The sequence below is a fragment of the Flavobacterium sp. GSB-24 genome (genome assembly GCF_027924665.1).
Taxonomy (GTDB): domain Bacteria; phylum Bacteroidota; class Bacteroidia; order Flavobacteriales; family Flavobacteriaceae; genus Flavobacterium.
Genome location: NZ_AP027043.1, coordinates 1,785,190 through 1,797,749, shown reverse-complemented (window position 1 = coordinate 1,797,749; position 12,560 = coordinate 1,785,190). Strand labels below are relative to the sequence as shown.

Below are 12,560 nucleotides of genomic sequence, written 5' to 3'. Positions count from 1 at the left end.
TCAGTTTGAAACTATACTTATAAAAAATCCTCATAAATATTTATGAGGATTTTGTTTTTTCTATAGCTCACTAACTTCTAAACTATTATTATTTATAATTGCTGTTATTAAATAACTTTGATCTCTTTTTTCAAAAAACACGTACCAAGTTGTTCTGGTATTGGGTTTATAAAAAATATAATTTAAACCTAAATACTGAAGTGATTTTGGAGTTTTCTTATGAGGAAAACTTGAAATACTTGAAATAACAAAACCAACTATTTTATCAATATAATTCTGAGCTGACTCAGGAAAACTGAAATATTCCTCTTCAAAAAGCGCAAAAAAAAATTATCAAAATATTCAAGAACAGAATTTTCAAAAATTATTTTTTCCAAGGGTATGCTTTTATTCTCTTATACATTTCAGCTTTAAATTCCTCTGGCGTTAATCCTTTTGCAAACTCGGCATCAAAATCAAAAGTCTCTCGATCTATTCCTTTAAACTTAGGCTTCTGAACTTCGTATTCAACTCTGGATTCTTCAACCTTATTGTTTTTTTTATTTTCTTCTTCCGAGTCCATAATTCCTACATTTTTAATCTTACAAATTTACAAAATAAATCGGAACAAAATAAAAATCCCAAATAATCTAAATTGATTATTTGGGATTTTTCACTTATTGTTAGACGCACTGCAGTGCGTCTCTACAGAATATATTTGTCGAATTTACTTATATAGTCAGAAAACTGAAAACTGAGACCGAAAACTAAGAACGAACTTTCTGTTCCCATTTCCAAGCGCTAGCCATTGCTTCGTCTAGGCTTAGTTCTGCTTTCCAGCCTAAAACATTGTTCGCTTTATCTGTGTTTGCGTAAGCCTCGGTGATATCACCTTCGCGGCGCGGTTTAATTACGTATGGCAATTTTTTATCGCTTACTTTTTCGAAACTGTGAATTACTTCTAGAACTGAACTTCCTTTTCCGGTTCCTAAATTAAACGTTTCAACTTTCGCCAAATTCTTTTTATCCAACAAACGCTTTAACGCAATAACGTGTGCTTTTGCTAAGTCGACAACGTGAATGTAGTCACGAACAGCTGTTCCATCTGGAGTTGGATAATCATTTCCAAAAACCGATAATTCCTGACGCAATCCTACTCCTGTCTGTGTAATAAAAGGAACCAGGTTTTGAGGAACTCCTAATGGCAATTCCCCAATTTCAGTTGAAGAATGTGCTCCAACAGGATTAAAATAACGCAATAATATGGCGCTTATATTAGTTACTTTCGCAGTATCTGTTATAATCTCTTCTCCAATTTGTTTCGTGTTTCCATAAGGAGACATTGCTGTCTGCACAGGTGCATCTTCTGTAATTGGCATTTTTTCGGCCTGACCATAAACCGTACAAGATGAACTGAATATAAAACTAGCTTCTGGTTTTTGCTGTAATTCTTGTAAAAGATACACTAAACTGCTAATGTTGTTTTCATAATACAATAACGGCTGCTCCACACTTTCACCAACTGCTTTTGAAGCAGCAAAATGAATAACTCCAGTAACATCGTTATGTTTTTTAAAGAAATCCCGAACGGCACTTTTTTCTCTTAAATCAATTTTTTCGAATAAAGGCGTTTTTCCTGTGATCGCGGTAATTCCTTTTAAAACATCTTCTGAAGAATTCGAAAGATTATCAATTATCACAACTTCGAAGCCTTCATTTTGCAATTCGACTACCGTGTGAGAACCAATAAACCCTAATCCTCCTGTTACTAATACTTTCATTTTGTGGTTGTTTTTATGTAGTTAATTTGTAAGCCTGCCTTGCAATAAGGATCCATTTATTTTTTTGCTTTTGCCAAACAAGCATTATTCCTATTTTAATATCTCTATCAATGCCATCATCTTTGGTATGAGCCGCCAGGACATGTCGAACTATAGCAACATCACCTTGAATAGTTATAGTCTGATTCTGAAAATCGATAGATACAAAATCAGATTTCCCGCTAACTATTCCGTCAATAAATTCCGTTTGATTTTGAAAATTACCATTTGAGTGGACATAATTTAACTTGTCCGAAGTTAATGCTTTCAATTTTGCACCATCAGCATCAATCATTGCCTGACGCAAAATTTCAACTTGAGTACTAACAGCATTTTCTTCTTTAGCATTTGTTTTTTGAGCAAAAACCGAATACTGAACAAGAATCATCAAAATTAAAAGGCTTAATTTCTTCATATTTTATTTATTCAGAAATTCTAAAACAGAATCGGTTATAAATTTAATCTGCTCGTCATCAAGTTCTGTATGCATTGGCAAAGCAATTACTTCCTGCACTAATTGGTTTGTAACTGGAAATTGCTCTTCTTTATAACGAGGATCTACATATGCTTTTTGCGAATGCAATGGAATTGGATAATAAATTGCACATGGAATTCCTTGATCTAATAAATGCTGCATTAGAGCATTTCTATCTGCATCTAAAATTCTTAATACATATTGATGAAAAACGTGATCATTTTCGTTTGCAGCAAAATCTGGCGTAATGATATGTGCATTTCCAGCGAAAGCTGCATTATATTTTGAAGCCGCTAAACGACGTGCTTTATTGTACTCGTCTAACAAAGGTAGTTTTGCATTTAAAACTCCGGCCTGAATACTATCTAAACGTGAATTTACACCCACAACATCGTGATGGTAACGTTCGTACATTCCGTGATTTACGATTCCGCGGATGATGTGCGCTAATTTATCATCGTTGGTAAAAATTGCTCCACCATCTCCATAACAACCTAAATTTTTAGAAGGAAAGAATGAAGTCGCAGCAACATGACCAATTGTTCCCACTTTTGATTTTGTTCCAGATTTAGAAACATAATCAGCACCAATAGCCTGCGCATTATCTTCAATTACATATAAATTATGTTCCGCTGCAATTTCCATGATAGCATCCATGTTGGCAGCGCGTCCAAATAAATGCACTGGAACAATTGCTTTAGTTTTTGGAGTAATCGCTTTTTTAACTGCTTCGATATCGATATTCATATTATGTAAATCAACATCAACTAAAACCGGAGTTAATTGCAGCAAAGCAATAACCTCAACAGTTGCGGCAAAAGTAAAATCGGCAGTAATAACTTCATCTCCCGGTTTTAAATCTAACCCCATCATAGCTATTTGAAGAGCATCTGTTCCATTTGCACATGGAATTACATGTTTAGCTCCTAGATAGTCTTCAAGATTTTTTTGAAACTGATGAACCAAAGGTCCGTTAATATAAGTATTTGTATCTAAAACCTCTTGAATTGAAGCATCTACAGTAGATTTTATTTTTTCGTATTGACTTTTTAAGTCAACCATTTGTATTTTTTTCATTTTCGATATTTTATTTAAAAAGCCTTTCTATTAAACCAGAATGCCAGAAAGAAGGAACAAAAATAGTTATTAATACCTTCAAACCAATGAAAATAAACGAAAGAAATGTAATTTAGCTGCAAAAATTACTACATGCTTTTTTTATATAATTTAGCCGTTTCTTTAGCAGCGTTTTTTCTTAAAATAGTTGCACTTTTTAGTCCGAAAATTAAACTTTTTGTTGAAGGCCGAAAAAATGTGTTTTCCATTTTAGAAGAAAAAATTAAAGAAGATGACAAGACCATCTGGTTTCATTCAGCTTCATTAGGAGAATACGAACAGGGACTTCCTGTAATAGAGAAAATCAAAGAAAAATATCCTTCACACAAAATTGTTGTTACTTTTTTTTCACCTTCAGGATATGAAGTACGTAAAAACAATACCGTTGCCGATGTCACTATCTATCTGCCTTTGGACACAAAAAGCAACGCTAAAAAGTTTTTAAAATTAGTTCATCCCGAATTGGCGTTCTTTATTAAATATGAGTTTTGGCTCAACTATTTAAAAGAATTAGAAAAAAGCAAAACTCCGACTTATTTGATTTCTGGAATTTTCAGAGACAATCAAATGTTCTTTAAATGGTATGGCGGATTTTATAGAAAAGCATTAGAAGCATTTACTTTCTTTTTTGTTCAGAATGAAAGTTCCAAACAAAAAATAGAATCAATCGGATTTACTAATGTTATTGTTTCCGGCGATACTCGTTTTGACCGTGTTGCTGCAATTTTAGAAAGAGATAACAAACTTGGTTATATTGAAAATTTCAAAAATAATCAGCCAGTAATTGTTTTTGGAAGTTCTTGGCCAAAAGATGAAGTTTTAATTGCCGAATATATCAATCAAGCACCAGAAAATGTAAAATTCATCATTGCTCCTCACAATATAAAAGCAGATCAAATCGCTGAGCTTAAAGCACAAATTACAAAATCAACGATTTTATTTTCTGAAAAAGAAAATAAGGATTTATCAAAATACGATGTGTTTATAATCGACACCATTGGGCTTTTAACTAAAATATACAGCTACGGTACAATTGCTTATGTGGGCGGCGGATTTGGTAATCCTGGAATTCATAATATTTTAGAACCTGCTGCTTTTGGAATTCCAATTGTTATAGGCCCTAACTATTCTAATTTTGCAGAAGCCGTTTCGCTTGTGGAATTGCAAGGATGCATGGTAATTTCTAATACAGTTGAATTAAAAAAGACTTTCGACCAATTACTATCTGATAATGAATTATTTACAAAAAAGAGCAGCATTTGCAAATCATTTATTCAAGATAATAAAGGAGCCACAGAAACTATCATAAAAACCATTTCGTAATTGTTTTTATTCCAAAATTGGTCGCGATTATATCTTTTTTATGATAATTAAACCCATAAAAACATATTTTAAGTTTAATTAACCAAACAGAATTATCCTTAAAAAACAAAATAAACCATAACAAACGGAATTAAAAGAGCCAAAAGAGCGATAGAATTTTCAACAAAAAATAAATTACACAAAACATACAATAATATAATTTATTTTTGTTAATTTGGCATATTATTTGATAACTAAGATAATCGTGAGTAAGGAAAATATTTTAAAAAAAAAGTGAAAAAATATTTTACATATTAAAAAATTTATATCTTTGCCACGAATTAATAATTAACCTTTTATAATAAAGTAAGATGAAAAAAGTATTTTTAAGTTTAGCTGTTGTTGCTGTTTTAACTGTTGTATCTTGTAAAAAAGCTGACGCTGCTGCTTCAGAAGCTGCTGTAGATTCTACTGCTGTTACTGTTGATTCAGCTGCTGCTGTTGTTGATTCAGCTGCTGCAACTGTTGATTCTGCTGCTGCTAAAGTTGATTCAGCTGCTGCTAAAGTAGAAGAAGTAAAAAAATAATTAGAACCTAGTTTCTAACGATTTTAAAACCATCTTTTCAGATGGTTTTTTTTTTTATGATCAATTTTCACAGAATTGATTAGCTTCATAAAAAAAAAGCGCTCACTATTGTGAACGCTTTTTTTTATTCTATTACTTCTTCCAATTCCTCCTCAGTCTCCTCATCATCAAAGATCAATTCATTTGAAGAGAAATCCAAAATTTCCGATCTGGAAGCATAAGTTACAATTTCCTTAATTCCTTTCTGCAAAAGCAATTCTGTACTGTATTTACGGCTTGTCGCAAATTGAGCATCACCAAGCATCAATTTAAAAAAATACTTCCCGCCAGAGCCTTTAAATTTCAAAAACTTTGCAAGTTCAATATTCGCTTTAAATTTCTCAATATCTTCCTCACACTCAAACCTCAATTCATAACTCAGGCTTGTAAAAATAACCTTCCCTTTTCGCGAAGTAAATGTAAATTTATATTCATCGTTAAAACGCCTACTGATTACAAAAGCACCCATTTATAATTTTAGATTTTAGATTTTAGATTGGAGATTTCAGATTCTTAGATTCTTAGATTCTTAGATTCTTAGATTCTTAGATTCTTAGATTCTTAGATTCTTAGATTCTTAGATTCTTAGATTCTTAGATTCTTAGATTCTTAGATTCTTAGATTCTTAGATTCTTAGATTCTTAGATTCTTAGATTCTTAGATTCTTAGATTCTTAGATTCTTAGATTCTTAGATTCTTAGATTCTTAGATTCTTAGATTCTTAAAAATAAATTTACTTCGTAAATTTATTTTTTACAAGTTTACACCATAAAAAAAGCCTCTTCAAAAGAAGAGGCTTTAGTACTCAGAGCGGGACTTGAACCCGCACGAACATTGCTGTTCACTGGATTTTAAGTCCAGCGTGTCTACCAATTTCACCATCCGAGCATTATATGATTTTGAGCGAAAAACGGGGCTCGAACCCGCGACCTCGACCTTGGCAAGGTCGCGCTCTACCAACTGAGCTATTTTCGCGTTTCAAATTCTATTTAAGAACTCTGCAATACTTGACTTGTTTCGTATTGCGAGTGCAAATTTAGGACATTTATTCAATTACACAAGCATTTTTTTTAAAAATATTTTACTTATTTTATAACTTTCTGATAACCTAAACTTTAAACTTGAAAATTTTTAAATTTATTTTTTGACTAACATTCTTTTAATCTCATTCAGCTTCATCAGGGCTTCTACTGGCGTGATTGCATTAATATCGAGGCTCAAAATCTCTTCTTTTATCTCTTCCAATAAAGGATCATCCAAATTAAAGAAACTCATCTGCATTTCGTCATTAGCCGCTTTTATTCCTTGCAAAGCATCACTGGAATGATTCTTCTCTAATTTCTTCAAAAGTTTTTGTGCTCTAGAAATAACAAGCTGCGGCATTCCCGCCATCTTTGCAACGTGAATTCCAAAACTATGAGCACTTCCTCCTTTTACCAGCTTTCTAACGAATAAAACAGTATCCTTTAATTCCTTTACCGCCACATTAAAATTCTGGATTCTCGGCATCGATTCTGTCATTTCATTCAATTCATGATAATGCGTCGCAAATAAAGTTTTTGCTCTTCCTGGATGCTCGTGAAGGAATTCAGCAATTGCCCAAGCAATCGAGATTCCATCATATGTACTAGTTCCTCTTCCAATTTCATCCAGCAACACCAAACTCCTATCTGAAATATTATTCAAAATAGAAGCGGTTTCATTCATTTCAACCATAAATGTAGATTCACCCATCGAAATATTATCCGAAGCTCCGACTCTGGTAAAAATTTTATCTACAATTCCCATTCTAACGCTGTCTGCAGGAACAAAACTTCCCATTTGAGCCAGCAATACAATCAAAGCTGTTTGTCTCAAAATAGCCGACTTACCAGACATGTTTGGCCCGGTAATCATAATAAGCTGCTGTGTTTCTCTATCCAGAAAAACATCATTGGCAATATACGGCGTTCCTACTGGCAATTGTTTTTCAATTACAGGATGTCTTCCGTTTTTAATATCTAATTCAAAAGTGTCATCGATTTCTGGCTGTACATATTGGTTTTCTACTGCCATCTGAGTGAAAGAACACAAGCAATCTAACTGGGCAACCAAATAAGCATTCATTTGAACCGGCTTAATATAAGTACTTATCCAAGCCACCAATTGTTCAAAAAGCTCACTTTCTATTTTGTATATTTTTTCTTCGGCACCTAAAATTTTGGTTTCGTACTCTTTTAATTCCTCCGTTATATATCGTTCAGCATTTACAAGAGTTTGTTTACGGATCCATTCTTCTGGAACTTTATCTTTATGCGTATTTCGAACTTCAATATAATATCCAAAAACATTATTAAAAGAAATTTTGAGCGATGAAATTCCTGTTCTTTCTGATTCTCTTCTTTCAATTCCTTCTAAAAATTCTTTTCCAGAAGTTGAAATCGCACGAAGTTCATCCAATTCTTCATTAATGCCGCTTGCAATTGCATTTCCTTTTGAAATTGCAACAGGCGCATCTTGATTTAATGTCGTTTTAATTTTTTCGCGAAGCAGCTCACAAGCATGAAGACTGTCTCCAATTACTTTTACAGCTTCCTGCGGACTTTCGAGCGCCAAAGTTTTTATCGGAATAATAGCATCTAGAGATTCTTTTAAATAAATAATTTCTCTTGGAGATACCTTTCCTGCAGCGATCTTAGAAATTAAACGCTCTAAATCTGAAATCTGCTTAATTTGATATTGAATGTTATGCAGAATTTCTGGATTCGACTTTAAATAAGCGACAACTTCATGTCGGCTTTTTACTTTATTACTGTCTTTTAAGGGCAGAGCAAGCCAGCGTTTCAATAAACGTCCTCCCATTGGAGAAAGTGTTTTATCGATAACATCTAAAAGCGTAACTGCATTTGGATTATAACTGTGATATAATTCTAAGTTTCGAATCGTAAAGCGATCCATCCAAACATAGGCATCTTCTGCAATACGCTGAATCGCCGTGATATGCTGCACACGATTATGCTGCGTTTCTGATAAATAATATAGAATCGCACCCGACGCAATAATTCCTTCTTTTAATTCTTCAACACCAAACCCTTTTAAAGAAACAGTTTGAAAATGTTTAGTGAGGGTTTCTAAAGCATAATCTTCTTTATAAATCCAATCTTCTAAATAAAAACTATGAAAATCTTCACCAAAAGCATTTTTAAAATCGCTCTTGTTATTTTTTGGAACTAAAACCTCACTTGGATTAAAATTCTGCAATAATTTATCGATATACTCTGCATTTCCTTGAGCTGTTAAAAACTCTCCAGTAGAAACATCCAGGAAAGAAATTCCGATATTTTTATTGGCAAAATAAACCGAGGCCAAAAAGTTATTTGATTTTGAATGCAGTACTTCATCATTTAAAGAAACTCCCGGAGTTACCAATTCTGTAACACCTCTTTTGACAATGGTTTTAGTCATTTTTGGATCTTCCAACTGATCACAAATCGCTACACGAAGTCCGGCTTTAACTAATTTTGGCAGATAGGTATTTACAGAATGATGCGGAAAACCAGCCAGAGCCGTTTCTGTATCAGACCCTGCTCCTCTTTTAGTTAATGTTATTCCTAAAATTTTTGAAGCTCTAATGGCGTCTTCTCCAAAGGTTTCATAAAAATCCCCTACTCTGAAAAGCAGACATGCATCAGGATATTTAGCCTTGATTTCGTTGTACTGTTTCATCAAAGGTGTTTCTTTCACCACTTTATCTTTAGCTGCCAAATTATTATGTTTTAAATGAAAAAATTAAGACAGCGAATTTATGATTTTTTAACGGCAATTCGAAAACTTCAAAAATTAAAATATTTTAAGATATTTTTAGGTTGTGGTTTCAGAATTTTACATAGCTTTGTTTATCATTTAAAAAAAGACCCTAAAAAGATGAAAAAAATAATTTTATTCGCTATGTTAGCTGTAGCTGGTATTACAGCTACTAATGCACAAACAACTAAAAAAGCTAAAGCTGCTAAAGTTGCAAAAGTTGAAGGAGCAGGAATGCTTTTCGAAACAGAAACTATTGATTACGGAACTATCGCTCACAATGCTGATGGTAAACGTGAGTTTGTTTTTGTAAACAACGGAACTAAACCATTAATCATTACTAACACTACAGGATCTTGCGGATGTACTGTTCCAACTACTCCAAAAGAACCAATTGCTCCAGGAGCTAAAGGTGTTATTGGTGTAAAATATGCTACTGACAGAGTTGGTGCTTTTACAAAAACTGTAACTGTTACTTCTAATGCTGAAGGACAACCTACAAAAATCCTTACTATTAAAGGTACTGTTTTACCAGATCCAGTAAAAAGCTAATCTGAAAAACATATAAATAATCGAAAAAGCTTCCTTATCTTTGGAAGCTTTTTTTATGACTACAATTCAACACCAATGAGAAAACTCGAAAACAGCGAACTAGACCGTAAATCTATAGAAGATTTTAAGAAATCTGAAAAAACACCTTTAATATTAGTTTTAGATGATATCCGAAGCCTTCACAATATTGGTTCTGTTTTTAGAACGGCAGATGCATTTTTGATTGAAAAGATTATTTTATGCGGTATTACTGCCACTCCTCCAAACAAAGAAATTCATAAAACTGCTCTTGGCGCGACTGAAACTGTAGCATGGGAACATTATGAAAATGTTCTTGAAGTTATTGAAAATTTAAAGAAAGAAAATGTGCTTACAATGGCCATTGAACAGGTTGAAAGTGCGATTTTTCTTCAAGATTTTACAATTGAAAAAGATCAAAAATATGCACTGGTATTTGGTAACGAAGTTTATGGTGTTGCACAGGAAGCTGTTGCAATATGCGATGGATGTATTGAAATCCCTCAGCTTGGTACCAAACACTCACTAAATATAGCAGTTAGCGCTGGAATAGTAGTTTGGGATTTGTTTCAAAAAATAAATTGGCCGAAATAGAAATTATTTTTTTTGTTATTAATTAATTGATATTTTTAGCAAATGAAAAATATCAAATTACTAACCATTCTTGTTTTATTTTCCGTTTTAAGTTTTAATTTTTCCATTGCAAATGAAAATACAAAAACTTTTAACAAAAAGAATACACTTACTTCAAAACATTCTATAAATCCCAAAATAAAGAAGCATAAGAAAGACAATTTCGTAATTGATCCTCCTAAACTTATTGCAGAAGGAGATCAATTATACTGTCCACAAACTACAATTAATATTGTTACCGATTTTACCATCAATCATGATCCAGCAGAAAACGGAACACAGGTACTTTATATACAGATTTCATCAGGATATTCCAGCGGACTTGATCGCTTAGAATTAGCTAATCCTGCATCACATCCAAATATTATAACGAGCTGGGACACAACTTCAGGAAAATTACAATTATCTGGATTAACCTCTTCCACTATAATTCCGTATGCTGATTTTGTTGCTGCAGTAAAAGATGTTGTATTCACCAATTCGTCTGCAACGGCATCTGGAACAAGAACTTTTTCTATTACAATCGGTCAAGCTAATTATCTTCCTTCTACAGAACATTACTATTTATTTATTCCAAATGTAGGCGTTACATGGACAAACGCAAGAGATTTAGCCGCTGCCAGTACATATTACGGTCTTCAAGGATATTTAGCTACAGTTTTATCTGCCGATGAGGCTAAATTAATTGGCGAACAGGCTTCTGGAACTGGATGGATTGGCGGAAGCGATGCGGAAACAGAAGGTGTCTGGAAATGGGTTACCGGCCCTGAAGCTGGAACTATTTTTTGGAACGGAAATGCAAACGGTTCGACTCCAAATTTTGCTTTCTGGAATACGAGAGAACCTAATCAGCAGGGAGATGAAGATTATGCACATATTACACAGCCAGGAGTTGGAATAAGAGGCTCTTGGAACGATTTATCAAACACAGGATCATTGACTCCCGGCGATAATTATCAGCCAAAAGGATATGTTGTAGAATACGGCGGAATGCCAGGCGAAGCTCCACTGGAAATTGCAGCAAGTACAAAAATTACAATTCCCGTTGCAACGCCAGCAGCAAATCCGGGTCCAGTTTGTGATTCGGGAACTTTTACATTTACTGCAACGGCATCAAGTGGAGCGACTATTGGATGGTATGATGCCGCTACGGGAGGAAATTTATTAGGAACCGGAACTTCTTACACCACTCCCTCAATAAGTACAACTACAACTTATTATGTTGATGCGGGCTGCGAATCGAATAGAAAATCTGTAACTGCTACAGTAAATGCCACTCCAGCAACCCCAATTGCCGAACAAAATACATATACTAATTGCGGACCTGGATCTGTAACTATTAAAGCAACTTCAAATATTGGAAGCATCAACTGGTTTACAGCTTCTACAGGAGGAAATAGTGTTTTTTCGGGAAATAATTTCGTAACTCCTGTAATTTCTTCCAACACGACTTATTATGCTGAGTCTTCTAATAACGGCTGTATTAACTCCACCCGAATTCCTGTAGACATTGTAATTTATGCACCGCCTGCAGTAACTGATGAAACTTTACCTCTGTGCCAGCTTCAAACTATAACACTAGACGCGGGGATTTCTGGAATGAATTATCAATGGTCAAATGGAGCAACAACTCAAACTACTACCATTAATTCTGGAGGAACTTATACTGTTGATGTTACTAGTCCAGCTCCTGAGAATTGCACAAGCAGAAAAACTATAGTGGTTGAAGAGCATAAAGTTCCACAAATTGATCGTATCGATGTTGAAGGAACAAGAGCGATTATCTATCCTGTTAAAGCCGAAAATTATTTTGAATATTCTCTGGATGGAATTAATTATCAAGATTCCACCATTTTTTATAATGTTCCTGGCGGGCTTCAAACGGCTTATGCGCGAGAAAAGAGCGGATGCGGACAAGTTACCAAACAATTTGTAGTTCTTGTTTTTCCTCCATTTTTCACTCCAAACAACGACACTTTCAATGATGTATGGGAGGTAACTGGAATGGAAAATTATCCGCAGGCAGAAGTCACTATTTTTGACCGATACGGAAAATTAGTTGCACAATTAAGCAGATCAAAAATGGGCTGGGACGGCAATTTAAACCAAATTCCGCTTCCTGCTTCTGATTATTGGTACGCTTTAAAAATTGATGATACTAAGCCGATTTTAAGAGGGCATTTTACTTTAAAAAGATGATTTAATTAGATAATGTGTCAATTTGAGAATTAGAAAATGTGCCAATTTGAAAATTAG

11 protein-coding genes and 2 tRNA genes are annotated in these 12,560 nt (G+C 33.9%); 5 read left to right on the top strand and 8 right to left on the bottom strand.

The genetic code is table 11. The features are described from left to right. Positions 1–364 precede the first annotated feature (364 nt). From QMG60_RS08000 to QMG60_RS07985, 4 genes are all read right to left on the bottom strand, one after another. Complete coding sequence (locus QMG60_RS08000; protein ID WP_281867420.1) at positions 365–562, bottom strand: hypothetical protein; 198 nt, start codon at positions 560–562, stop codon at positions 365–367. A gap of 184 nt (positions 563–746) precedes the next feature. Further along, positions 747–1,760 carry a UDP-glucose 4-epimerase GalE gene (gene galE, locus QMG60_RS07995; protein ID WP_057117313.1) on the bottom strand — a complete coding sequence of 338 codons (1,014 nt, stop codon included), beginning with the start codon at positions 1,758–1,760 and terminating at the stop codon, positions 747–749. A 13-nt stretch (positions 1,761–1,773) separates the two neighbouring features. Beyond that, positions 1,774–2,214 carry a nuclear transport factor 2 family protein gene (locus tag QMG60_RS07990; protein WP_281867419.1) on the bottom strand — a complete coding sequence of 147 codons (441 nt, stop codon included), beginning with the start codon at positions 2,212–2,214 and terminating at the stop codon, positions 1,774–1,776. A gap of 3 nt (positions 2,215–2,217) precedes the next feature. Continuing rightward, on the bottom strand, positions 2,218–3,351 hold the full coding sequence (locus QMG60_RS07985) for a DegT/DnrJ/EryC1/StrS family aminotransferase (protein ID WP_281867418.1): 1,134 nt from the start codon (positions 3,349–3,351) through the stop codon (positions 2,218–2,220). Positions 3,352–3,483: 132 nt separating this feature from the next. Here QMG60_RS07985 and QMG60_RS07980 point away from each other — a divergent pair, with 132 nt between their 5' ends. After that, entirely contained in the window at positions 3,484–4,713 is a 1,230-nt protein-coding gene (locus QMG60_RS07980; RefSeq protein ID WP_281867417.1) for a glycosyltransferase N-terminal domain-containing protein, read from the top strand. A 350-nt stretch (positions 4,714–5,063) separates the two neighbouring features. Then, complete coding sequence (locus QMG60_RS07975) at positions 5,064–5,279, top strand: hypothetical protein (protein ID WP_057117327.1); 216 nt, start codon at positions 5,064–5,066, stop codon at positions 5,277–5,279. Positions 5,280–5,403: 124 nt separating this feature from the next. Here the strand turns inward: QMG60_RS07975 and QMG60_RS07970 are convergent, their stop codons facing one another. The 4 genes from QMG60_RS07970 to mutS all read right to left on the bottom strand — a co-directional run bounded on the left by QMG60_RS07970 (position 5,404) and on the right by mutS (position 9,062). Next, positions 5,404–5,787, bottom strand: coding sequence for a hypothetical protein (locus QMG60_RS07970; RefSeq protein ID WP_057117330.1), 384 nt, complete (start codon positions 5,785–5,787; stop codon positions 5,404–5,406). A gap of 333 nt (positions 5,788–6,120) precedes the next feature. Next, positions 6,121–6,206, bottom strand: a tRNA-Leu gene (locus tag QMG60_RS07965). Positions 6,207–6,220: 14 nt separating this feature from the next. Further along, positions 6,221–6,293: transfer RNA gene (locus QMG60_RS07960), tRNA-Gly, on the bottom strand. Positions 6,294–6,455: 162 nt separating this feature from the next. Then, complete coding sequence (mutS, locus tag QMG60_RS07955) at positions 6,456–9,062, bottom strand: DNA mismatch repair protein MutS (RefSeq protein ID WP_281867416.1); 2,607 nt, start codon at positions 9,060–9,062, stop codon at positions 6,456–6,458. A gap of 159 nt (positions 9,063–9,221) precedes the next feature. On the opposite strand from mutS, the gene QMG60_RS07950 reads away from it, so the two are divergent. The 3 genes from QMG60_RS07950 (at position 9,222) to QMG60_RS07940 (ending at position 12,503) form a co-directional block, all read left to right on the top strand. Further along, a complete protein-coding gene (locus QMG60_RS07950; protein WP_057117671.1) occupies positions 9,222–9,653 on the top strand; it encodes a DUF1573 domain-containing protein in 432 nt (143 codons plus the stop codon). A 75-nt stretch (positions 9,654–9,728) separates the two neighbouring features. After that, entirely contained in the window at positions 9,729–10,265 is a 537-nt protein-coding gene (locus QMG60_RS07945) for an RNA methyltransferase (RefSeq protein ID WP_281867415.1), read from the top strand. A gap of 42 nt (positions 10,266–10,307) precedes the next feature. Further along, positions 10,308–12,503, top strand: a complete 2,196-nt coding sequence (locus QMG60_RS07940) for a T9SS type B sorting domain-containing protein (RefSeq protein WP_281867414.1) — start codon at positions 10,308–10,310, stop codon at positions 12,501–12,503. Positions 12,504–12,560: the final 57 nt, after the last annotated feature.

What these genes read in the sequence shown, in the direction of transcription:
- QMG60_RS07970 (WP_057117330.1), bottom strand. Translation starts at nt 5,787, where the DNA reads ATGGGTGCTTTTGTAATCAGTAGGCGTTTTAACGATGAATATAAATTT.
- QMG60_RS07940 (WP_281867414.1), top strand. Translation starts at nt 10,308, where the DNA reads ATGAAAAATATCAAATTACTAACCATTCTTGTTTTATTTTCCGTTTTA.
- QMG60_RS07990 (WP_281867419.1), bottom strand. Translation starts at nt 2,214, where the DNA reads ATGAAGAAATTAAGCCTTTTAATTTTGATGATTCTTGTTCAGTATTCG.
- QMG60_RS07975 (WP_057117327.1), top strand. Translation starts at nt 5,064, where the DNA reads ATGAAAAAAGTATTTTTAAGTTTAGCTGTTGTTGCTGTTTTAACTGTT.
- galE (WP_057117313.1), bottom strand. Translation starts at nt 1,760, where the DNA reads ATGAAAGTATTAGTAACAGGAGGATTAGGGTTTATTGGTTCTCACACG.
- QMG60_RS07980 (WP_281867417.1), top strand. Translation starts at nt 3,484, where the DNA reads ATGCTTTTTTTATATAATTTAGCCGTTTCTTTAGCAGCGTTTTTTCTT.
- QMG60_RS07985 (WP_281867418.1), bottom strand. Translation starts at nt 3,351, where the DNA reads ATGAAAAAAATACAAATGGTTGACTTAAAAAGTCAATACGAAAAAATA.
- QMG60_RS07950 (WP_057117671.1), top strand. Translation starts at nt 9,222, where the DNA reads ATGAAAAAAATAATTTTATTCGCTATGTTAGCTGTAGCTGGTATTACA.
- QMG60_RS07945 (WP_281867415.1), top strand. Translation starts at nt 9,729, where the DNA reads ATGAGAAAACTCGAAAACAGCGAACTAGACCGTAAATCTATAGAAGAT.
- QMG60_RS08000 (WP_281867420.1), bottom strand. Translation starts at nt 562, where the DNA reads ATGGACTCGGAAGAAGAAAATAAAAAAAACAATAAGGTTGAAGAATCC.